Below are 23,072 nucleotides of genomic sequence, written 5' to 3' on the forward strand. Positions count from 1 at the left end.
AATATGGAAAAAATCGATGTTCTAAATGCACAGAATGAAGGCTCCTCTATAGAGAAACCTGGGCAGAGACCCGAAAACTGGGAACCGAATATTCTGGCATTTGCGTGTCATTACTGCGCATTTGCAGCTGCCGACCTGGCAGGAGTGATGAGGCTTTCTTATCCGACTAATGTAAAGATAGTCCGTTTGCCTTGCACAGGCAAGCTGGATCATATTCATGTACTGCATGCTTTTGAAAAAGGCATAGATGGAGTTTTTGCTGCCGGCTGACTGAAAGGCCAATGTCATTACCTGGAAGGTAATACGAATGCTGAAAAAAGAGTCAACTACATCAAGACCCTGCTTGCAAAGGTGGGAATTGATCCGCAGCGATTGGAAATATACAACCTCTCTGCGGCAATGGGGCAGAGATGGGCTGACATATGCACAGAGTTTACAGAAAGGATACGCAGGCTTGGACCGTCTCCGGTATGGCTGGGTTTGAATATGAAGTCTGCAAAAAAAGGTGAGAAGAAATGATAGTTGCTACTCAGAAACCTATTGATGAAATATGGGCGATGGTGAAAAAACATAAAAAGATACTTGTGTTTGGATGTAATACATGCGTTGCCGTCTGCCATGCAGGCGGGAAAAAAGAGGCAGAGATACTGGCCTCTTTGCTCAGGATAAAAGCTGCGCAGGAAGGATTGGATATCGAGATATCCGACAATGCAGTCGAGAGACACTGCGAAAAAGAATTTTTTGATCCTGTTATCGAAGATGTAAAAAAACACGATGCAATCCTGTCAACAGCTTGCGGAGTGGGAGTAAATTTTCTAGCAGAACTTCTTGCCGACATCCCTGTTCTTCCCGGATTGAACACACAGTTCTTCGGAGCTGTAAAAGAACCAGGAGTATTTACAGAACTCTGCGCAGGATGTGGTGAATGCATACTGCACCTTACAGGCGGGATATGTCCTGTCGCAACATGCGCAAAGGGGCTGCTCAATGGTCCATGCGGAGGATGTAAAGACGGCAGCTGCGAGATAAGCCCTGATATAAAATGCGCTTGGGTAAGAATCTATGAAAGGATGAAAAAACTTAACAGGCTCGATGAATTCCGTGAAAATATCTTGGAAGCAAAAGACTGGTCTGCTGCGCAAAAACCAAGAACTATCGTAACCAGCGAGGAGAAAAGAAGATGAGCTTTAAAGAGGCAATGAATTCAGGGAAATTTGTTGTTACAGCAGAGGCTGGTCCGCCTAAGGGAACTGACATAAAGGAACTGCTTCATCATCTTGATATTCTCAAAGGCAAGGTAGATGGATTAAATGTAACAGATAATCAGTCGGCTGTGATGAGGATTAATTCTTTGTCTGTGTGCAAGATTGCGCTCGATAAAGGACTCGACCCTATTTTCCAGATGACATGCCGTGACCGTAATAGAATTGCTATCCAGTCGGATATACTCGGCGCAAGCATACTTGGCATTAAAAATATCTTATGCATAACAGGAGACCATGTATCGGCAGGAGACCATAAGGGAGCAAAACCTGTTTATGACATAGAATCAGTCCAACTGCTGAAGGCAGTGGACGGACTCAACAATGGAAAAGATATGTCAGGCAATGAACTAAAAGGCGCAACAGACTTTTATCAGGGCGCAGTAGTTACACCTGAGTCAAATCCACTCGAGCCCCAGCTTATGAAGTTCGAAAAGAAAATAAAAGCAGGAGCAAAGTTTTTCCAGACACAGGCTGTTTACGATATGAAAAAATTCAAAGAGTTCATGAAATACGCAAGAAAATTTCCAATAAAAATTCTGGCGGGCTTTGTTGTGCTTAAATCTGTTGGTATGGCTTCATTCTTAAATAAAAACGTCCCGGGCATAAGAGTGCCTCAGGAATTGATAGATGAACTTAAAGCTGCAGGGAAAGAGAAAGCGCTCGACACAGGAATAAATATTACAGCCAGACATATAAAAGAACTGAAAGAAGAAAATGTCTGTGACGGCGTGCATATCATGGCAATCGGCATGGAAGAAAAAATACCTTTGATAATGGAGCGCGCCGGGCTTCTGTAATCTATATAAAAACTCGTCTTTATATCTTCTCGATAAGTCTGTTATTTATATTCGTAATTCAAATAACCATTTTTTTATGATATGGTTATATCTAAGATCAATGCTTTCCAAGATGTTAGCGGAGGGATAGATATGGAACAAAAACTGAAGATAGCAATAAACACCGGAGGCGGCGACGCACCCGGTCTGAATGCTGTAATAGAAGCAGTAGCCATGTCAGCTTATAACAGAAACTGGGAAGTCTACGGAATAAAAAACGGTTACACAGGGCTTATTGATACAGAAGAAATAATACATCTCACGCCTGATAAAGTCAGGCACATATCAAATCTAGGCGGCACGATCATAGGGACAACAAACAAAGGCAATCCTTTTCACATGCCGATAACAAATAAATCCGGTCAAATCGAATATCAGGATTTATCAGACACAGTCATCGAGAACTTCAAAAAACTCTGTTTTGACTGCCTCATTGCTGTCGGAGGCGACGGGAGCATGAAGATAGCATATGATTTTTACAAAAAAGGCATACCTGTAATCTGTCTGCCAAAAACAATAGACAATGACCTGACTGAGACAGTAGTAACCTTTGGATTTGACACAGCAGTAAGCATTGCCACTGAGGCAATCGACCGCCTTCATTCAACAGCACAGTCTCACGACAGGGTAATGGTCGTTGAAGTAATGGGAAGAAATTCAGGATGGATTGCGCTTAACAGCGGAATTTCAGGTGATGCAGATGTAATACTAATACCGGAAATACCTTTTGATATTGAAAAAGTCTGCAAGCACATTATGTCAGCTGAATTGAACGGCCAGAGATATGCTATAGTTGTTGTTGCTGAAGGCGCAGCTCCAATAGGCAGCGAGCCTTTATACAAACAAACCAGCGGCAAAGAAAAGGTTCTTGGAGGAATCGGAGAATTTGTTGCAGCAAAGATCGCTGAGAAAACAGGCAAGGATACAAGGTCTATCGTCCTTGGACATCTTCAGCGCGGTGGCTCGCCAACAACATTTGACAGATTGATATCCCTTCGTTTTGGCGCTGCTGCAATACGCATGATTGCAGACAAACAATTCGGAATTATGGTTGCGCTAGATCCTCCTGATATCAAGGCAGTTCCAATAGAAAAGGTAATAGGGAAAATCAAACATGTACCGCTTGACTGCGATTCTATCAAGACAGCAAGAAATATCGGTATTTCTTTCGGAGACTAAAAAAATGCTGATTTCTTTTCAGAAATCAGCATCAGAATAATATTATTAGCAAAACATTTTACTTGCAAGGTCCAATACGTTTGCCGTCCATCCTGCTCTTAATCTTCATCGTCTGTCCACCCTGATTAACAGTGGTAATGGAAGTTCCGTCAAATTTATCTCCTGAATAAATTACCATACCTTCACTAACAACTCCTCCATTTTTGCAGCTGACATCCCATGCAACTGTATTGCCTGATATCTTTGAACTTGTGACTTTACAGTCCGAGTCTTTTTGCTTAGGAACAGCATCGCTCTTAGTAAGGCAGGATTTTTGCTTTACGGGCTTGGACATTCCAGCAGGCATGCCTGGGATATCAGTGGTGGTAGTTATTTCCCATAATCCGTCTTGCATATTAGGCGCACTAAAAACCGGAACTGCTGATAAAACAAAACCTAAAACAATAAGAACAACAAAGCTTGATCTGATCATAATTTAATTCTCCTTTCTAAAACTGATCACCTATCTTCATGACATGTTCCCCATCAGGGGTATTGATCTTGAAACACTTGAACATGATATTCCCTCCGAGCCGTACATTGGGGCAATTAATATTACATTCTTTTTTATCCGGGTATATCTCCTGCGTCTTGCCACAGCGCCAGCAGCCGTTTTTTGTTTTTGTTATCTTTTCAAGAAGGACTTTTAGTATCTTGATCTGCTGTGCATATGCTTCCATGTCTTCTTTTACTTCGCCTCTGGCTGTGGGAATAAAAGGACCTTTATTTTCTTTTAATTTTTCCGCCCTTTCCATGCATCTTGTCTTATGATATGACTCATGTATACGGGATGCTTCATAAAGTTCTTTGCAGGGGAGCGCCTTCTCAACTTCTTTCATACTGCTTTCATCAATTTGACAGAAAAGCGGATCGGTCTTCGCAGTTAAACTGCCAGTCACATCAATCCGGCAATTTTTCTTCACGTCTTCTACTAATTTCCTGTCTATTCTCGTTCTAAACTCAGACCAAAAATCAACTCGTTGTTTATTAAATTCATCTATTGCTTCTTTTTTTGCTTCAGGACTTATTAAAGCGCTTAAATCGAAAAAGTCTTCGCCTTCTTTCTCGATATTCCCCCAGTTCTTTTCTGTGGCAGCCTTTTGAAATTCTTTGATATATGCTTCTCTCAACTTTATAAAACTTTTGATGCACTTAATGTATTTGCATTGTTCGCATGTCTCTTTGGAATTTTCATTGTCCGTAGATGATTTGTCGTCTTTCAATGCTTTATTATTGTCAGAGTCTTTATCAATTTTTTCATTCTGAGCAGCTTTTTTATCAAGATCATCAGACATTAAATTAGACGCCTTGTCTTGTGTCAGACTGTTGGTATCCTTTCCTGAACATCCAGCGTCATTCTTAATCCATGCTGATGTGCCTGGTCCAGGACTGCCGCTTAGCGCCTTAAAAGGCAGAGTCAGCGTACAGCCGTCAAATACAAAAGGTTTCTTCTTTGCCTCCCATTCCATTTCATTGAATGTTATTGTGATTAACTTTCCATTTATCGAATATTTCCCTATGTCTTCAACTACTTCTCCAGGCCTCTCTGCAAGCAGAGATATCGAACCTGAGTTCTTGCCCTTAAAGGTAATGACTACGCTTGCATTTTTTAAAGGGGTTGTGCCGTCAGAATCTTTTATCAGAGAGTAACTTCCTGCAAGCTCAACAGCATAACTGTGCGCAAAGAAAACAAACAGCAAAAAGAACAAGACTAATCCAAAAGAGCAAAACTTCTTATTACGAAAAATCATTCTCTCTTCTCCAGTTTTAATCTTCCTTGTTTTTTGAATCATGGTTCTTGCCAATTACAAAAAGCGCTATTGATATAAACAATATTCCGGCGCTGAGATACAGCAGATTCTGTATTGAATCGTACTTGAAATTCACGGCATATTTGAAAAAAGTAACAATAAGAACCATTACTATCACCTTTGCCAGCTTTTCCTTTAGCTGGTCAAGCGTGTGTATAACAAGTATTTTCGATGATCTGCTGTCTTTTTCAGCACGCTCTATTTTGCTTATAAAGAGTTCATACAATCCAATCCCGAATATAAGAAGAACTGTGGCTATTAGATAGGAATCAATTGCGCTTATGATATGCGTGATTGAATCCTGATGAAATAAATCGTATGCTTCTTTGCTGGAAAATGAATGTAAAGCCTCTTCAATAACAAGGTAAACATCAAAGCACCCTATTACCACCAGCATTATTGCAGAAAGAATGCTTGCCACAACCGCGAAAAATACTACAAGTCTGCTTTCCCATAAAATAAATTCAATTATGTGTTCAATTTTGCGAAGCATATACTCTCCTTAAATTTTAAGGTTACCAAAACCTTTAAAGCTAGAATATTCTAGCATATGTGAATACTTTGACCTTGTGATTTTTCAAAATTGACTGCCTGCAATTATTCATTTTCCAGAAGCTGCCAATCATAGTCGTCATCTTTGACATGAACCCAGTAAAGACAGCCTGATTTTCTCCATGCATCCAGAACAAGTCCTTCTTTGAAAACCCCGCCTTTTGCTGTCACCACAACACTGCTATGATCAAGCCTCCATGGCGCAATGGGTCTTGCGACCGCCCAGTAAAAGTCAAAAGTCTTCAGATTAAGACTGCGAAGTTTTTTGAGGATATCCTCTGTCCAGTGCACACATAAGCCTCTTTCTTTTAATCCAATATTAACCAGAAAATTATGTATTGTCGGCGGCTTTATTAATTCGTATTCATCGATCAGAGAAAGAGCAGCGTGAACTGCGGTTTCTGCTGTTAACTCAGCCTCTTTTTCATCAGTATTGCTGCCCAGACTCATAAGCTGGCTTTTAAGCTTCGCTGTCTTAGCAGGGAGTGTCTGCTCAAAAGATATTTCTGAGGCATATTTTTCATGTCCGCAGAAATCAGGGTCTTTTGTCTGAACATGGCTGCACCCGCTTGCTAAAAGGATCATGCTGACAGCTGCGTATAATTTAATATTATTCATCTTTTACTTTTTAAAAATCCGTGAAAATAAAAACTCTCAATAATTATTGCATAATATTTTAGGAATATTCTAAGGATTAGTCCAATGCATTAGTTTTTTGCCAATAGACAATTAATAGTTAAAGCATTTTAGATGTGCTACAATCTTTAAAAGCAAATATAAAATAATGACGATAAATAATCATTTGTAATACAGCTGCCTGAATATATGGTTTCGCAAATTGGTGCGGAGGCCTGATGAACATAAGTAAGTCTTACAGGCTGTATGCTGTCACGATCATCCTGCTTCTTACAAGCATCGGTGTCATTGCTTTCAAGGCTGCTTATATGCATGATGATGTTGTCAAGAGTGAAAAACATCGTTTTCGATCGTTTAAGCTCGCTATGGAATTATTTCAAAGCTCTGAAGACCTGACCCGCATGGCGCGCAGTTATGTCTCAACAGGCAATCCTGTTTATAAAAAACGCTATTTCGAAATACTGGATATTCGTAATGGCAAAGTTGCTCGTCCTAAAAATTATTTAGCCACATTCTGGTATCTCGCCGGCACAGGCAAGGGTGTTGTTGAGCTTGGCGAGCCTATAGCTCTGCAGGAATTAATGCGGCGTGAAGGTTTTACAGAACAGGAATTTACCCTGTTGAGAGAATCTCAGGCGAATTCAGATCATCTGGTCAAAATGGAAAAACAGGCTTTTGCCGCTGTAAAAGGACTATATGATAACGGCAAAGGAAATTTCACAGTTCGTCGTGCGCCGGACCGCGCATATGCAGTAAGCCTTATGTTTAGCAAGAAATACTACGATGAAAAAGCACAGATAATGGCTCCGATCCAGAAATTTATGGATTTGGTAGATGAGCGTACTAAAGTTGAATTAAGCACTAACACATCAAAGCTGCGTCGATATATTTTACTTATTCAACTCTTGATCATCCTTACATTGTTAGTAGTGGCAATAAAAATCAAACAAATGTATCGCAATGTCCTGCATCCTCTTGCCCGCTTGAGCAGACAGATATCTGAATTTGCCAAGGGCAACTACACTGCGCGCTCTGACATCTCTTCTGCTGATGAAATAGGAGAGCTGTGCAGATATTTCAACAATATGGCTGATACTCTCGAATCAGACATTAAACGAAGAATAAATGCAGAAGATGTATTAAGAAAAAGCGAAGAGCAGCAGCGCCTTCTGCTTAACTCTACTGGAGAGGCAATTTACGGCATTGACCTGCAAGGCAACTGCACCTTTGCAAATCCATCATGTTTGAGAACACTAGGATATTCAGATTTGAAGCAGCTGCTCGGCAAAAACATGCATCGACTGATACATCATTCATATTCGGATGGAAATCCGATGCCTGTTGAAGTCTGCAGAATATATAAGGCATTCCACGTGGGGAAAGGCGAACACGTTGACGATGAAGTTTTGTGGAGGGCAAACGGCACCAGTTTTCCTGCAGAATACTGGTCGTATCCTCAGATAGAAGACGGCAATGTATGCGGCGCAGTGGTTGCATTTGTTGATATAACTGAACGCAAACAGGCGGAAGAAAAGATAAAGCATAGCGAAGAAAAACTGAAAGAAGCACAGCATATTGCGCAAATGGGGAATTGGGAATTAGATATAATGAAGAAGACACTTCTATGGTCGGATGGCATATACGAAATATTTGAAATCAATCCCATAAAATTTGGAGCTTCGTACGAGGCTTTCTTAGATTTAATTCATCCTGATGACCGTGAGATGGTTGATCAGACTTATACCAAGTCATTGAAGAAAAGAACTCCTTATGAAATCTCGCATCGTTTATTAATGAAAGACGGACGGATCAAGTGGGTAAACGAAATCTGCCGTACCGAGTACGACAGACAGGGTAATCCGCTAAAATCCTTTGGAATTGTTCAGGATATCACAGAGCAAAAACAGTCTGAAGAAAAGATACAGTACATGGCTACCCATGACACCTTGACAGACCTGCCGAGTCTGAGACTGGCAAAAGACAGACTGCATATGGCGATTAATTCAGCGCGAAGGTATAACAAATTGTCTGGTGTAATGTTCATTGACCTTGACGGATTCAAAAATGTTAATGATACTTTTGGTCATGAAGCAGGTGATGATGTGCTGAGGCAAGTGGCAAAACGGCTCAGTCTTTGTATCCGCAAAACTGATACTGCCGCTCGCGTTGGAGGAGATGAGTTCTTAATAATCTTAACAGAACTGCAAAAGCCTGAGGATGCTGAGATTATTGCTAAAAAAATTATAAAACTTATATCAGAGCCATACATTCTTGCAAAAGATAAGGCTTTTATAGGAGCCAGTATCGGCATATCCATATTTCCGGAAGATGCTGATGATATTGAGAGTCTGATCAAACTTGCTGACGAAGCAATGTATAAAATCAAGAACTCCGGTAAAAACAATTACTTATTTGCAGGTCATGCAAAATAAATCTGTTGAAGAATGGGGATTTCGTTTTATTGGCGGTCCCAACGGGATTCGAACCCGTGTTTCGGCCTTGAGAGGGCCACGTCCTAGGCCTCTAGACGATGGGACCAATATTGGCTGGGGAGAGAGGATTTGAACCCCTATAAGCAGATCCAGAGTCTGCCGTCCTGCCATTGGACGACTCCCCAAAGAGCTTTATTTTATATCACAAAACCCGGCTCTTTGTAAACTTAGGTTGAAAAACATCCTCTTGATATGTGAAATTATATGTTATGAAAAAGACGATGCTGGTTTCTATTGTTTCCTTAGTATTAGTTTCAAGTGTTTTCAGTCAGGTAAAAACAAATGTGACTGTAAGGGCAGGGAAGCATATTTCGCCTGCTGGGGAGATCACTCGTATTGTTTTTGAGACTGAGGATGAATCTTTCATAAAAAACTCCACTGTAAAAATATCGGGAACTCAGCTCGTTATTGAATTCTCAAAACCTTTTGGAATAACTCCACAAAAAAATTTCCAGTTTGAGACATCGATAAAAGATCGTATGCTTACAGTTGACCTCGCCAAACCATTCGAGGCAAAAGTCATGAGACTGAATGCTCCTCCCCGTCTTGTAGTGGACATCCTGCCGTCACAGCCAAAAACAGCTGCTGATCAAAAGCCTGTTGTTACAGACATAATTCCAAAAACAGATATGGCTGCTGCGCAAAGGGTTATTGTGATTGATCCGGGACACGGAGGATATGACGCTGGATTAATAAGCAATGTTACCAAGGAAAAAGACGCAGCGCTCGCAATTGCAAAAGATATTGAGAGTCTTTTAGTAAAAAGAGGCAAGGCTGTTTTTCTTACAAGAAGAAGCGACCAATATGTATCTATCAGAGACAGGGCGTTGTCTGCAAATCAAAGGGTCCCCGAAATATTTATAAGCATACATTTTTCCAAGTCTGACAATTTCGTTTTATACTCTCCAAAAATTTCATATTTCATAAGAGAATTAACTCTGTCTGAGGCATACAGTCTGGGACTGAGGCAGAAACAATTTTTGAAAAAGAGTAAGATGCTTGCAGATGCCATGACCAAGGCGATTAAGGAGGAATACGGCAGCATAGGGGTTGCACAAAGAGATATGCCTCTTCCTATACTAAATTCAGTAGGCGGACCTGCTATACTCATTGAGATCCCTGTCTCAAGATTCGCAAATCTGGATCAAAAGGTGCGTGCAAAGATTGCAGAAACAATCATCAAGGGATTTTCATATTATGTTCAATAAAAAACATTCACTTAAAATAATTATCGTACTCCTGATAGCAGGAATGGTTCTGGGGTATATCTTTTTTTCCAAGAAAACAAAAACTGACATATTGCGCTCTGACAATGCCTCTACAAAAACCGCAGCAGGAGATATAGATAAGATAATGGCAGCGCTTGAAGAGACTATTACAATAAGATTATCTTTTCCTTTAAATGAAAAACTAAGGATAGAGGAAAGAAAAATTCGTATCAAGACAGCAAAGATGTCATTAGTGCAGACAGTTGTTGAAGAATTTCTAAAAGGCCCGTCAAACATAAAAGATTCTGGCATGCCGAAAGATACAAAGCTTCTCGGCATATACAAAGGAGAAGACGGCATTCTTTATATTGACCTTTCTGATGATGTAAGAAGAAACTTCGGAGGAGACGCAATCTCGGAATTTTTACTCCTTAAGGGATTTTATGAAAGCATCATGTCAAATGTGCCGGATATTGCAGATATAAAACTTGTTGTGGAAGGCAGAGAGATGGAGACACTTGGAGGACACATTTATATAATCTACCCTCTGAAAGAAACTGTAGCTCAGGATATCGGAGGTCTCAGATAGAAATGACAGACAAGAACAGTCCGATCGGAGTTTTTGATTCTGGAATCGGAGGTCTCACAGTTTTAAAAGAAATATTCAGGTCGCTTCCTGAAGAAAGCACAATATATCTCGGAGATACTGCAAGAGTTCCTTACGGCATAAGGTCTCCTGAGACTGTAATGAGATATTCATTCGAGAATACGCAGTTTCTTGTCTCGAAAGGAATAAAGCTGCTTGTAATTGCATGCAACACTGTATCATCAATCAGCCTTGATGCGATAAGGGATAAAGTATCCATACCTGTTATAGGAGTTATCGAACCCGGAGCTTATGCAGCTTTCAAGACTACGAAAAATAAAAAGATAGGAATTATTGGAACAGAGGCAACAATACAAAGTAATGCTTATAAAAAAGCGGTAAATGCTATTGACAGCAGGATTGAGGTTACAGGAATACCCTGCCCCATGTTTGTGCCTCTGGTTGAAGAAGGATGGACCGATGGAGCTATTGCAGAAATGATCGCAGAAGAATATTTAAAATTCATAAAACAGAGGGGAATTGATACCTTAGTGCTTGGATGTACACATTATCCATTGCTTAAGAATGTAATTTCAAAGGTAATGGGAAACAGTGTCAGCCTCATCGACTCTGCTGTTGAAACAGCAAAAAACACATCAGATGTTTTAACGAATAAAACAATTAAAGCATTTTCAGGGGGAAAGGTATACAGAGAATTTTATGTAACAGACTCTCCTGAAAGATTTATAAAAGTAGGCGAAAGATTTCTTGAACAAAAGATTGAACATATAGAAAAGATAAACCTAGGAGGATAGATGAGGCCTGATAACAGAAAAAACTCAGAGCTGAGGCAGCTTAAGATAACAAGGAATTTTGTGGACAGCGCTGACGGTTCTGTATTTATCGAGATGGGAAAAACAAGGGTTATCTGCACAGCATCTCTGGAAGAAAAAGTTCCTCAGTTTCTTAAAGACCAGAAAAGAGGATGGGTGACTGCAGAATACTCAATGCTTCCCAAATCATCACAGATAAGAATATTCAGGGAATCAACTGCTGGAAAGATCGGCGGAAGGACTCATGAAATTCAGCGTTTTATTGGAAGGGCATTGAGGTCGGTTGTTAATCTGGAGATGCTTGGTGAAAGAACAGTCTGGATAGACTGCGATGTTATACAGGCAGACGGAAGCACAAGGACAGCAAGCATTACAGGGGCATTCATATGCATGGCTGATGCATTAAATAATGCTTATAAGAGGGGAATCATACAAAAACTGCCGCTTAGGGATTACCTTGCAGCAGTAAGTGTTGGGGTTGTCAACGGCGAACCTGTTCTTGATCTGACATATGTAGAGGATTCCAATGCAGAGGTTGACATGAACGTAGTAATGACAGGAAGCGAGAAAATAGTCGAGGTACAGGGCGCTGCAGAAGGAATGCCTTTTTCAAAAAAAACACTGGATGAATTAATTCTTCTCGCATCAAGCGGGATAAAAGAACTCATCGAAATTCAAAGAAGCTTGCTAGAAATCGACAATAACATTCTCTCCTTTTAGAATGTGTTAAAATAATTCCAGGAGGAAATATTGAATAAGTACAGAAGTCTCTTCGTCTGGTTTTTAATGATAGCAACAATGATTCTCATCTTTAACTTTTTGAGCGTACCAAAAAAAGCTGAAGAAGAGGTAATATTTTCTGATTTTATGTCAAAGGTTGATTCAGGAGAGGTCGATGAAGTTATCATAAAGGAAAATCAAATTATAGGCCGTTTTAAAAATACAAAAAGATTTAAAGTGTTTCTTCCGGAATATCCTGACCTTGTAAAAGATTTGCGTGCTAAAAAAGTAAAAATAACAGTTAAAATCCCTGAACAAAACCCATGGTACTGGAATCTGCTTCTTTCATGGGGACCGATAATTCTGCTGGTATTTCTATGGGTAATGTTTATGCGCCAAATGCAGAGTGGAGGAAACAAGGCTTTATCATTTGGTAAAAGCAGGGCAAAGCTTGTATCTGACAAGGCAGTGAAGATAACATTTGCGGATGTTGCCGGGATCGAAGAAGCAAAAGAAGAAGTGCAGGAGATAATAGATTTTCTGAAATCTCCGCAAAAGTTCTCTAAGCTTGGCGGAAAGATCCCGAAAGGCGTACTTCTTGTCGGCGCTCCCGGAACAGGAAAAACCTTGCTTGCAAAAGCGATAGCAGGAGAGGCAAGTGTGCCTTTTTTTTCAATATCAGGTTCGGATTTTGTCGAGATGTTTGTCGGAGTGGGTGCATCAAGAGTAAGAGATTTATTTGAACAAGCAAAGAAAAGCGCTCCGTGCATTGTTTTTATAGATGAGATAGATGCTGTTGGACGACACAGGGGCGCGGGACTTGGAGGAGGTCATGATGAAAGAGAACAGACACTCAACCAGCTCCTTGTAGAAATGGACGGCTTTGAAGGAACTGAGGGTGTAATTTTAATTGCTGCAACAAACCGACCTGATGTGCTTGACCCTGCACTCCTGAGACCAGGACGTTTTGACAGACAGGTAGTTGTGCCTGTGCCTGATGTCAAAGGAAGACTTGAGATATTAAAAGTACATGCTAAGAATATCCCTCTTGATGAGAATGTAAAGCTTGAAGTTATTGCAAGAGGAACACCCGGTTTTTCAGGCGCAGACCTTGCAAATCTCGTAAATGAGGCTGCCCTGCTTGCTGCCAGAAAATCAAAATCAAATGTTGATATGAGTGATATTGAATTTGCAAAAGACAAGGTTATGATGGGCGCTGAAAGAAAAAGCATGATAATAAGCGATACTGAGAAAAAAAATACCGCCTACCATGAAGCAGGACACGCTCTTGTCGCAAAATTTACCCCTGGCACTGATCCAATACACAAAGTAAGTATCATCCCTCGAGGAAGAGCTTTGGGTGTTACACAGCAGCTTCCGATCGATGACAAATACACTTATTCAAAAGACTACTTAACAAACACGCTTAAGGTTCTTCTAGGAGGCAGGGCTGCTGAAGAAATTGCTCTTCATCACATGACAACCGGCGCTGGAAATGACCTTGAACGCGCAACAGATCTGGCAAGAAGAATGGTCACTGAATGGGGAATGAGCGAAAAACTTGGGCCGCTCACGTTCGGCAAAAAAGAAGAACAGATTTTCCTTGGCAGAGAGATTGCAAGACATAAGGATTACAGTGAAAAGATTGCAGAAGAGATAGATGAAGAGGTTAAGCATTTAGTAATGAGCGCTTATGAAGATGCAAAGGGACTTCTCATAAACAATGTTGACATCCTTGAAAAATTTGCAAGCACTCTGCTTGAAAAAGAGACTGTAAATGCTTCAGAGATCGATGAAATTGTAGAGAGTGTTAAGAGCCCAAAGACTGAAGCCGAGATTGCGCCTGAATAAAACTTAGATTGAGATTATTCAATCCAGCGTGAAAATTTATTTGCATCTATTCTCTCGCTTGTAAAAATCTTTGATGCATCAAGAACTTGAGGATACCCTATGGAGATTCCAAGAAGAAGTCTTTTGGAATCAGGGATAGCAAGAAATTTTTTAATTTGTTTTGAATAATCCGTGAGAAATGCCTGAGGCACAGTTCCCAGCCCTTTAGCGTGTGCTGCAAGCATAAGGCTTTGTGCGAACATGCCTGCATCCATAATAGACCATTGAGTCAGAGATGCGTCTTGAAAAATAAAAATTCCATGAGGCGCGTTATAAAACTTGAAGTTTAAGATTTTTGCTTTTTTTCTTACTTCAGGAGAATTTAAGTCAATCCCGAGCTTGAGCCCTCTTTTATTAAGATTATCCTGTATCCTTGCTTCGATATCAGAGGGCCATGTTTTAGGTTCAGGCATGTCAGGTTCCGCCTCTATACCTTTTTCAAAAATTTCTATCAGAAGTTTGGACAATTCTTCTTTCTTTTTTCCTGAAACAATAATAATTTCCCATGGCTGGCTGTTCTTGTATGAAGGACTATGTCTAGCAGCATCAATTATTTCAAAAAGCATATTTTTTGACACAGGCTCAGGTTTGAATCTCCTTACGCTTAATCTGGTTTTGACACATTCGATTGTATCCATAAATTCTCCTGTAATTAATATATTATTGATTTATGTTTTGATTATACTGCTTTTTATAAATAAATTCTTTTATAGAACAAATCGGTTAAAATAATATTCAAAATTCAATAATAGGAGTATGAATTGAAAATTGAATGGCTTGACTTCTCGCTTGATTTCACAAAAAAAACTTACATTATGGGCATACTTAATGTAACTCCTGATTCATTTTCTGACGGAGGCAGTTTCTTTGACAAGAATACTGCAGTAAAACGTGCAGTGCAGATGGTTGAAGACGGAGCTGACATTATAGACATCGGAGGCGAATCCACCAGACCCGGTGCTGAACCTGTTGAGCTTGAAGAGGAGATAAGAAGAACAATCCCTGTTATTGAGTTGATAGCAAAAAAAATAAACATTCCTGTTTCTATAGATACATATAAGTCAGAAGTTGCAAGAAGAGCTGTTGATGCAGGAGCTTCCATTATTAATGACATAAGCGGATTGAGATATGATAAAAAGATGTCCGAAATTGCGGCAAAGCAAAATATTCCTGTAGTTATAATGCATATGAAAGGCAGACCCAAAGATATGCAGCAAGCTCCGTCTTATGAGGCGCTTATACCTGAGATAATGGACTATTTCAGACAGAGCATTGATATTGCTTTAAAATCCGGGATTCCACAAGACAAGATCATAATAGATCCCGGTATTGGTTTTGGAAAAAACTTCGATCATAATCTTGAAATAATAAACAGGCTCAGCGAGTTCAGACTGCTGGGCAAGCCGCTGCTTATAGGACATTCAAGAAAGGCATTTATCGGAGAGATACTTGATAATGCCCCTGTTTCTCAAAGACTCTATGGCACTGCTGCTGTTGCTGCGATCTCAATTCTAAATGGAGCAAATATAATAAGAGCACATGATGTTAAGGAAATGGCTGATGTCGTTAAAGTTGCAGACGCTGTTTTGAGAGAAAAAATTAACCAATAAAAAAGGCGGATCTTTTAGTCTCCGCCTTTTTTTGCTTTTAATTAATTCCTATTTCTTGGATTTTGACTTTGACTTTGTTTTTTCTTTTGTTTCAGACTTCATGCCTTTTGACTCATTCAGCTTATTGATAATTATATCTGTAAGATCAATATCTTTTTTGGCGTGTATTACTACCTCACTGCGGACTATCATTGAGTAGTCATTCTCTTTGCCAAAAGCATCAATAATCTCGACCGCTTCTTTGAGAATTGATTCAGTAAGTTCTGCTTCTTTTTTCTGAAGCTCTTCTCTTATATCAGCAACCAGTCTCTGTATGTCTCTTTTCATCCTTTCAAGTTCTTCTTCTTTTGACTTCTTTGCATCTGCTGAGAGCACAGAAGACTGTTTTTTGAGCTCGTCTTCAATCTTGCCCATTGCTTTAAGTTTCTCATCAAGAATCGATTTTTTTGATTTTTCAAGAGTCTCCAAATCAATCTTTGCTTTTTTCCCTGCTTCTGATTCAAGAACTACGCGCTGAATATTGATAAACCCAATCTTATCAGCAGCAAGCGCACTAACTGCGAATAACATTCCTGCAATCAATATTAGTAAAAAAATCTTTTTCATCACTTCCTCCTGTTATCTAACTATTTTCTATTTATTATTATCTTTAAAAGAATGATCCTATTGTAAACTCAAATCTGCTCTTGCCTTCCCCTTCTTTTGGTTTTAGATTATATCCCCATTCAATTCTTAATGGGCCCACAGGTGATATCCATCTAAAACCAAGACCTGTTGTATATCTCAATTCAGCTTCCTTTAAAGAATCATATGCCATCCCACTATCAAAGAAAACAAGTCCTTTCAATTTTAATTCGCTGATCAGCGGATAAATAAATTCTGTATTAAAAAGTATCTGCTGCTTTCCTCCCATTGGGTCTCCACTGCTGTCCTTCGGCCCTCCTTCACCAAAACCAAGGCCTCTGATCGTATAAATTCCTCCTACATAATATCTCTCATATAAAGGCAGCTTTTTCCCATTCACTCCTTCTCCAAACCCGTAACGGCCTCTTATTGAAAATGTATTGTCGTAAATCGGGAAAAACCATGCTGAATCAAGATTAACTTTTACAAAATAATTATCACCGCCTACTCCTGCATAAGTAACGTAAAAAGCATTCTTCGAGCCCTTGTGCGGATCAAGATAATTGTCTCTGGAATCCCTTACAAGCCCGGGAGTTATACTGCTTGTTATTTTTTTCCCTTGTTGTTCTTTTACAAGTTCCGAGGCATCTGGATCAATGTTCGATATATCTGCATTTTCAAAATTATACGTAATGCTGCCCTTCACATATTCTGAAAAATCCTTTCCAAAAGACACATCAAAACCTGTAGCCTTTTTGTCATATTGGCCGTATTGACGGGTAGTCCTATATATGCTGGCGCCAAATGATATAGGCTTGTCCATAAACCATGGATCTCTGAAAGCAAGTTCATAATATGTAACTCTGGTGCCAAGCTCACTTCTTAATCTAATGTACTGTCCTCTGCCAAATAAGTTCCCCTGTGTGACATCAAACATCCCCATCGCTCCGTCAACCGAGCTGTAACCGCCGCCTACGCTTATTGATCCTGTGGGTCTTTCCTTAACCTTGATATCAACGTCCAAGACCTTTTCCTCTTGTTTCGGCTTAGGAACCAGATCAACAGTCTCGAAATATTGAAGATTTGTTATTCTTTCATAGCTTCTCTTCAAAAGCTTGCTGTTAAATTTATCTCCTTCATCAAGACGAACCTCTCTTCTTATAACCTTATCTATAGTCTTTGTGTTTCCTGATATCTCTATCCTGCCTATGTTGTATACAGCGCCTTCTTCAATTTTATAAGTGATCTTTACATTAAGTTTGGAATCATCAGGTAAAACCTCGGGAGAAACACTCGCAAGTGCATATCCCTTTTCTGAATAGGCTTCTGTGAGTTCATTAATATCCTGTCTTAAAATTCTTCTGTTGAACACATCATTGGCTTTAAGTTCAATAAGAGGCTTTAACTCTTCTTCCTTATACGCCTTGTAACCCGTTATATTTACAGAAGCCACTTTATACTGTTTGCCTTCAGAGACTGTTATGGTAATTACCATCCTGTCTTTGCCTTTATTAAGCTCTATCTTAGGCTCTGAAACTGCGATATTTATAAAACCCTTGTTGTAATAGAGGTCTTTTATCTTTTCAACATCTGAATTCATCTCAGCCTTTTTGTAGTAACCAGAAGATGTGATAAAAGAGAATATCCACCAGTCCGTCGTCTTTATAGCCTTTTTTATCTCTTTTTTTGATATTTCCTTGTTACCTTCAATAACAACATCTTTTATCTTTATCTTTGGACCTTCATCTATCTGGTATGTTAAGGTCACTTCGTCATCATTAACTCTTTTTATTACAGGAACCACCTTTGCAAGCCAATATCCCTCTTCTTCATAAAATGAATGCAGTTTCTCTGCATTATCCTGTATCAGAACAGTATCAGCGATTGCCCCTGCTGTTACAGTAATCTTCTCCTTTAATTTCGCGTCTTCGAATTCATCGTTGCCCTGGAAGTCCAGCTTTATAATTGTGGGTTTTTCCCTGATAAGATAAATAAGTTTGACACCGCCTTCAAAAGGTTCTACCTCCACGCTCACATCATCAAAATAACCCATTTTGTAAATGTTCTTTATATCATTTGTAGTTTTTTCATTTGCCAGACTCTCGCCTGTTTTGTGGGTTATCTTTGCCTTAACAGCGCCCTCTTCAATCCGCTTTAGTCCCCTGACTTCTATTGAATTGACCATTGGAAGTCCTTGAGCAAAAATATTAGATATGTCTGCTGCAAGAATAATAATTGTGAAGACAGATATGATAACTATTAGTTTTTTCACCATACATTCCTTTTTAGGCATAATCACAGATTGATAGTATATCTTCTTAAAAGCCTGCCTGTAAATAAAAAAATAAGCGACTGGATTGACTTTTTCATGTAAAATTATACTGTGGCAGAAATAAGGGAAATAAATATAAAAAATCAGGATTCAGGGAAAAGAATTGATATAGCAGCTGCTGAAACTACAGGTATAAGCCGTTCAAAAATTCAAAGACTGATAAAAGATAAAGCAGTATCAGTTAATTCAAGACCTGTTGTTTCGAATTACCGTCTGCAAACAGGAGATATTGTTTCTATTAATATACCTGAAGAAAAAGAAACAACCCTTGTTCCTGAAGATCTGCCGATAAAAATAATACATAAAGATGACTATGTCGTTGTATGCGACAAACCTCCTGGGATGGTTGTTTACCCTGCGCCAGGACATAATTCAGGAACACTCATGAATGCAGTTCTATTTCATTGCAAAAAACTTGCGAATATAGGATGTCCCTTAAGACCTGGAGTTGTTCACAGACTTGACAAGGACACATCTGGAGTAATGGTAATAGCCCTGAATGACAGAGCATATTACAGTCTTGCAGAACAGTTCAAAAACAGGACTATCGAAAAAATATATATAGCACTGGTTTATGGAAATATAAAAGGTGAACAGGGAGAGATAAATCTTAGCATTGGTCGGTCTGAATCCGACAGAAAAAAAATGTCAACCAGAGCAAGAAAATGGAAAGAGGCTTTAACTTCATGGAAAGTGCTTGAGAGATTCGGCAATGCAGCACTTGTTGAAGCGACGATTAAAACAGGCAGGACTCACCAGATCAGAGTTCATTTTGCATCAATAGGACATCCTGTGCTTGGAGACAGCACATATGGTAAAAAATTAGAGATAGACATACCAGATAAGGGGAAAATTGTTTTTTCGAGGCAGATGCTTCATGCAGCAATACTCCGATTTAAACATCCTTTTACTTCTGAAATTCTCAGCTTTCAAAGTGATATTCCTGAAGATATGAACAGTTGCATTGAAAAACTCAGAGGTTAAAACTCAGACTCTATCTTTGAAATAGTAGTTCTCATGATAAATCTGCCCTTACCGTAATTGCCGTCAGGCTGTATTACAAGCGCCAGATAGTAGTCCTGATTAATCTTTCTCATTATGATTCCGCATCTGTCGGAGATTATTGAGAATTCTTTTGCCTCACCCAACCCCAGCGTTTCAGCAGCTTCGCTTATGTTTTTTATCATTGCAGATGCCTCAGCGCCTAGATCTTCGAGATTAACCAGTTTTTCTGATGTATATTCTTCCACAGAGATTCCGTCTGCCCCTATTATCATGGCAGAAGCAGCGCCATCAACCCTTAATACTATCTCTTTAAGAACTTCTGAAAAACTCATCTTTCCTCTTTCTAAGCCCTTGTGCCAGGGTTTCCATTTTATTTATAGATACCTCATGTTTTTTTTGCGCCATATTAAGCAGCATCTTTAGTTCTTCAAGTTTTTGCAGAATAAATTTATTATTGGGATCTTCTGACAAGATAGAATTATAAACATCAGCTGCTTTTAGATAATCACCCTTTCCGATATAAGACTCTGCCTCTTTTATCTTTATTTTTTTTATGTCAAAAACTGGTTTTTCTCTTTTCTCAGAAGCAGCCACCACAATATGATCCTTGGAATTCTCAGCTTTTTTTGATGCCTCAAAAATAGTAGCTGTAAGTGATTCAGCCGTATCCTCCATAACATCCAAATAATTCTGCGTCCCTTTATCAGCTCCGTCTATATTTCCCATATCCCTGAGGCTCAAACTGTTTCCGGTAATGTCCGCAAGAGAATCCGCATCTTCAGTCTTTGCCTCAGTAAAGGTTTTTTTGAATTCTTCGAAATCACCCTCATTCATGGAATATCGTGTATGTTCTGCCGGAAGCAATTCACGGCTATCCTCTTCCTCTTCATGTGTCTGTACAAAAACAGGTTTTGGCGGCGTATTTACTATCTGCGGGATTTGCTCTTCCTTTTCTTCTGGTTCAGGCTCATCAGACAGGTTTTTCAGTCTCTCTATATTGGGAAGCGCATCCTCATCATTAGGGTTAAGTTTTAAAACCTTTTCGTATTCTTCTACAGCCTTTCGATTCTGCTTCAGGTCTCTGTATGTCTCAGCCAGTTTTTTGTGGGCATAGAGATTGTCAGGAATGGCCAAAATGACTTTCTCGAATTCCTCCCTCGCCTCATGCATCATATTTTTTTCTAAATAAATCTTGCCCAATGCTACACGAGCGCTCATATAATTCGGCTGGGCATCAAGCCCAATCAAAAGAGTTCCAATAGCTTCCTCAAGCATTCCCATCTTTTTGTATTCATCAGCAAGAGGAACAAAAAGCCTGGAGTTTGGATCTCTGTCTACTTTTTCTTTTAGTTTGGATATGTCTTCATTAGCCATGTTGATAAAAAAATCTTATCAGATTAACAGTCAAAAGTTCAAGAAAAGAAAAACAGCTCTAAAACTCCCTGATAATACACAGACAGAATCAGCTCCAAATTCCTTTGATCCCTGTATTACATTTTGGACACAACCCGTCTTTAATATTATTTGCAAAGATTCGATACCCGATTCTTTCGATAAGCAGTGTTTTGCATTTCGGACAATAAGTATTCTCACCGCCTTCGCCAGGGATATTCCCCTCGTATACATATTTAAGCCCATTGTTTAATCCAATCTCATAAGCCATTTTTAGTGTCTTTACAGGAGTAGAAGGAAGATCAGTTAATTTATATGTCGGATAAAATTTTGAAACATGCCACGGGATCGAGCTGTCAATTGAACTTATGAACTCAGCAATTTTTTTAAGACTTTCTTCTGAATCATTATGATTAGGGATTATCAGAGTAGTCACCTCTACCCAAATCCCAAGTTTTTTCATCAGTTTTATAGTCTTTTTAACAGGTTCGGCTTTTGCACCGCAAATCTCCTGATAAAATTTTTCATCACCCTTAAAATCAATGTTATTTCCGTCAAGATAAGGCGCTATTGTCATTGCTGCCTCAGGGCTTGTATATCCATTGCTCACAAAAACATTCTTTATGTTTTTTTCATGAGCGAGTTTTGCGCAGTCATAGGCAAATTCAAAAAATATCGTGGGTTCCGTATAAGTGTATGATATGCTTTGGCATTCATTTCTTAAAGCCATATCAACAACTTCTTCAGGAGTCGTGATCTTTCCGTTTATCTGGCCAGAATTTATTCTAGGATACTGAGATATTTCGTAATTCTGGCAATGTCCGCATCTGAAATTACATCCGGCAGCTGCAATCGAAAGAGATTTTGAACCAGGGAGGAAATGAAACAAAGGTTTTTTCTCGATAGGGTCTATATTTATTGAGATGAGCCTCCCGTATACAAGACTGTAAAGTCTGCCTTCGATATTTTCCCGTACATAGCATATGCCTCTTTTACCGTTTGAGATTTGACAGTTATGAGCACATAGAAAACACCTTACTTTCTTGTCTTCAAGCCTCTCATAAAACATCGCCTCTTTCATAAACAGATTATAGCAGACATTTATTTGACTTAAAATAAAATGGTATGCAAAATAAGAGAACGAATTTTAATTTTACATAAAACAGGGAATTGATTAAAAATGGAAATTAACTTCACCAAAATGCATGGGTTAGGCAATGACTTTGTCCTGATAGACTGCAGAAAAATAAAACTAACTAACCATTCAAAGCTCGCAAAAGATGTCTGTCATAGACGCTTTGGCATTGGAGCCGACCAGATGCTTCTGCTTTATTCTTCAAAAAAAGCAGACTTCAAAATGAGGATATTAAATTCTGACGGCAGTGAAGTTGAAATGTGCGGGAACGGAATAAGGTGTTTCGCAAAATACATATGGGATAGAAATTTATCAAAGAAAAAAACACTTAACATCGAAACCCTTGCAGGAATTATAAGACCTGAGAGAAATGGGAAACTTGTCAGAGTTGATATGGGAAAACCTATTCTAGAAGGCAGAAAGATCCCTGTTAATTTCGAAGGAAGGATAATCGACCATCCTATAAAAATTGAAGACAGAATATTTAATATTACATGCGTTTCTATGGGCAATCCTCATGCCGTTATGTTTGTTGACAGGGTTGAAGATTTCCCTGTAACTTATTACGGGCCTATTATTGAGAAACACCCACTCTTTCCTAAAAAGACCAATGCTGAATTTGTAGAGGTAATAAGTCCTTCAGAGATAAGGATGCGAGTATGGGAAAGAGGTTCTGGCGAGACAATGGCATGCGGCACAGGTGCATCCGCTTCTGCTATTGCATCAATGCTTAAAGGATTTACAGAAAGGAAAGTGACAGTGCATCTTATTGGCGGAGACCTTAATATCGAATGGCGGAATAATAATCATGTTTACATGACAGGTCCCGCTGTTGAGGTTTATAAAGGAAAAATAAAAATCGGTAAAAAATTACCGTATGCTTGATCTAAAACTGTAACCCAATCGGCTCCAGTTTTAGGATTGCAA

23 protein-coding genes and 2 tRNA genes are annotated in these 23,072 nt (G+C 39.2%); 13 read left to right on the top strand and 12 right to left on the bottom strand.

Translation table 11 applies throughout. The annotated features are described in order from the left end of the window. Positions 1-3: 3 nt before the first annotated feature. From LLF28_03455 to LLF28_03470, 4 genes are all read left to right on the top strand, one after another. Positions 4-519 (top strand): hydrogenase iron-sulfur subunit, encoded by a 516-nt coding sequence (locus LLF28_03455; GenBank protein MCE5194502.1) that lies wholly within the window; start codon positions 4-6, stop codon positions 517-519. After that, positions 516-1,184 carry a methylenetetrahydrofolate reductase C-terminal domain-containing protein gene (locus LLF28_03460; GenBank protein ID MCE5194503.1) on the top strand — a complete coding sequence of 223 codons (669 nt, stop codon included), beginning with the start codon at positions 516-518 and terminating at the stop codon, positions 1,182-1,184. The genes LLF28_03455 and LLF28_03460 overlap by 4 nt, the downstream gene beginning before the upstream one ends. Beyond that, positions 1,181-2,062: a methylenetetrahydrofolate reductase gene (locus tag LLF28_03465; protein ID MCE5194504.1), complete on the top strand. Its 882-nt coding sequence runs from the start codon at positions 1,181-1,183 to the stop codon at positions 2,060-2,062. Before LLF28_03460 ends, LLF28_03465 begins: the two co-directional genes overlap by 4 nt. 132 nt (positions 2,063-2,194) lie before the next feature. After that, positions 2,195-3,280, top strand: a complete 1,086-nt coding sequence (locus LLF28_03470; protein MCE5194505.1) for an ATP-dependent 6-phosphofructokinase — start codon at positions 2,195-2,197, stop codon at positions 3,278-3,280. A 58-nt stretch (positions 3,281-3,338) separates the two neighbouring features. Here LLF28_03470 and LLF28_03475 read toward each other — a convergent pair whose 3' ends face one another. From LLF28_03475 to LLF28_03490, 4 genes are all read right to left on the bottom strand, one after another. Then, positions 3,339-3,752, bottom strand: a complete 414-nt coding sequence (locus LLF28_03475; protein MCE5194506.1) for a DUF3617 domain-containing protein — start codon at positions 3,750-3,752, stop codon at positions 3,339-3,341. Between the two features lie 16 nt (positions 3,753-3,768). Continuing rightward, positions 3,769-5,070 carry a hypothetical protein gene (locus LLF28_03480; protein MCE5194507.1) on the bottom strand — a complete coding sequence of 434 codons (1,302 nt, stop codon included), beginning with the start codon at positions 5,068-5,070 and terminating at the stop codon, positions 3,769-3,771. Positions 5,071-5,086: 16 nt separating this feature from the next. Then, positions 5,087-5,623: a YqhA family protein gene (locus tag LLF28_03485; protein MCE5194508.1), complete on the bottom strand. Its 537-nt coding sequence runs from the start codon at positions 5,621-5,623 to the stop codon at positions 5,087-5,089. A 104-nt stretch (positions 5,624-5,727) separates the two neighbouring features. Continuing rightward, a complete protein-coding gene (locus LLF28_03490) occupies positions 5,728-6,267 on the bottom strand; it encodes a hypothetical protein (GenBank protein MCE5194509.1) in 540 nt (179 codons plus the stop codon). A gap of 269 nt (positions 6,268-6,536) precedes the next feature. Here LLF28_03490 and LLF28_03495 point away from each other — a divergent pair, with 269 nt between their 5' ends. Continuing rightward, positions 6,537-8,750: a diguanylate cyclase gene (locus LLF28_03495; protein ID MCE5194510.1), complete on the top strand. Its 2,214-nt coding sequence runs from the start codon at positions 6,537-6,539 to the stop codon at positions 8,748-8,750. A 30-nt stretch (positions 8,751-8,780) separates the two neighbouring features. Here LLF28_03495 and LLF28_03500 read toward each other — a convergent pair. Both LLF28_03500 and LLF28_03505 read right to left on the bottom strand, forming a co-directional pair. Next, a tRNA-Glu gene (locus LLF28_03500) sits at positions 8,781-8,856 on the bottom strand. Positions 8,857-8,861: 5 nt separating this feature from the next. Beyond that, positions 8,862-8,935: transfer RNA gene (locus LLF28_03505), tRNA-Gln, on the bottom strand. 84 nt (positions 8,936-9,019) lie between these two features. On the opposite strand from LLF28_03505, the gene LLF28_03510 reads away from it, so the two are divergent. The 5 genes from LLF28_03510 to ftsH are packed head-to-tail and all read left to right on the top strand — an operon-like array spanning position 9,020 to position 14,008. After that, the gene (locus LLF28_03510) at positions 9,020-10,018 is read left to right on the top strand and encodes an N-acetylmuramoyl-L-alanine amidase (protein ID MCE5194511.1); all 999 of its coding nucleotides are present in this window, start codon (positions 9,020-9,022) and stop codon (positions 10,016-10,018) included. After that, positions 10,008-10,607: a GerMN domain-containing protein gene (locus LLF28_03515; GenBank protein MCE5194512.1), complete on the top strand. Its 600-nt coding sequence runs from the start codon at positions 10,008-10,010 to the stop codon at positions 10,605-10,607. The genes LLF28_03510 and LLF28_03515 overlap by 11 nt, the downstream gene beginning before the upstream one ends. A gap of 2 nt (positions 10,608-10,609) precedes the next feature. Beyond that, complete coding sequence (murI, locus tag LLF28_03520) at positions 10,610-11,419, top strand: glutamate racemase (protein ID MCE5194513.1); 810 nt, start codon at positions 10,610-10,612, stop codon at positions 11,417-11,419. Further along, entirely contained in the window at positions 11,420-12,157 is a 738-nt protein-coding gene (rph, locus tag LLF28_03525; protein ID MCE5194514.1) for a ribonuclease PH, read from the top strand. Positions 12,158-12,184: 27 nt separating this feature from the next. After that, entirely contained in the window at positions 12,185-14,008 is a 1,824-nt protein-coding gene (gene ftsH / locus LLF28_03530) for an ATP-dependent zinc metalloprotease FtsH (GenBank protein ID MCE5194515.1), read from the top strand. A 14-nt stretch (positions 14,009-14,022) separates the two neighbouring features. Here the strand turns inward: ftsH and LLF28_03535 are convergent, their stop codons facing one another. After that, the gene (locus LLF28_03535; GenBank protein MCE5194516.1) at positions 14,023-14,685 is read right to left on the bottom strand and encodes a nitroreductase; all 663 of its coding nucleotides are present in this window, start codon (positions 14,683-14,685) and stop codon (positions 14,023-14,025) included. Between the two features lie 123 nt (positions 14,686-14,808). On the opposite strand from LLF28_03535, the gene folP reads away from it, so the two are divergent. Further along, positions 14,809-15,657, top strand: a complete 849-nt coding sequence (gene folP, locus LLF28_03540; protein MCE5194517.1) for a dihydropteroate synthase — start codon at positions 14,809-14,811, stop codon at positions 15,655-15,657. A gap of 48 nt (positions 15,658-15,705) precedes the next feature. Here folP and LLF28_03545 read toward each other — a convergent pair whose 3' ends face one another. Together LLF28_03545 and bamA are read right to left on the bottom strand one after the other, a co-directional pair. Then, complete coding sequence (locus LLF28_03545) at positions 15,706-16,263, bottom strand: OmpH family outer membrane protein (GenBank protein MCE5194518.1); 558 nt, start codon at positions 16,261-16,263, stop codon at positions 15,706-15,708. Positions 16,264-16,306: 43 nt separating this feature from the next. Further along, complete coding sequence (bamA, locus tag LLF28_03550; GenBank protein MCE5194519.1) at positions 16,307-18,556, bottom strand: outer membrane protein assembly factor BamA; 2,250 nt, start codon at positions 18,554-18,556, stop codon at positions 16,307-16,309. Positions 18,557-18,664: 108 nt separating this feature from the next. Between bamA and LLF28_03555 the strand changes: the two genes are divergently transcribed. Beyond that, a complete protein-coding gene (locus tag LLF28_03555) occupies positions 18,665-19,597 on the top strand; it encodes an RluA family pseudouridine synthase (GenBank protein ID MCE5194520.1) in 933 nt (310 codons plus the stop codon). Here the strand turns inward: LLF28_03555 and LLF28_03560 are convergent. From LLF28_03560 to amrS, 3 genes are all read right to left on the bottom strand, one after another. Continuing rightward, positions 19,594-19,950: a roadblock/LC7 domain-containing protein gene (locus tag LLF28_03560; GenBank protein MCE5194521.1), complete on the bottom strand. Its 357-nt coding sequence runs from the start codon at positions 19,948-19,950 to the stop codon at positions 19,594-19,596. The two genes, LLF28_03555 and LLF28_03560, sit on opposite strands and share 4 nt — an antisense overlap. Continuing rightward, the gene (locus tag LLF28_03565; protein ID MCE5194522.1) at positions 19,928-20,992 is read right to left on the bottom strand and encodes a tetratricopeptide repeat protein; all 1,065 of its coding nucleotides are present in this window, start codon (positions 20,990-20,992) and stop codon (positions 19,928-19,930) included. The genes LLF28_03560 and LLF28_03565 overlap by 23 nt, the downstream gene beginning before the upstream one ends. A gap of 88 nt (positions 20,993-21,080) precedes the next feature. Beyond that, positions 21,081-22,091 (bottom strand): AmmeMemoRadiSam system radical SAM enzyme, encoded by a 1,011-nt coding sequence (amrS, locus tag LLF28_03570; GenBank protein MCE5194523.1) that lies wholly within the window; start codon positions 22,089-22,091, stop codon positions 21,081-21,083. 99 nt (positions 22,092-22,190) lie between these two features. Between amrS and dapF the strand changes: the two genes are divergently transcribed. Beyond that, positions 22,191-23,030, top strand: coding sequence for a diaminopimelate epimerase (gene dapF / locus LLF28_03575; protein ID MCE5194524.1), 840 nt, complete (start codon positions 22,191-22,193; stop codon positions 23,028-23,030). Positions 23,031-23,072: the final 42 nt, after the last annotated feature.

The organism is Nitrospiraceae bacterium (assembly GCA_021373015.1).
GTDB lineage: Bacteria > Nitrospirota > Thermodesulfovibrionia > Thermodesulfovibrionales > UBA1546 > JAJFTJ01.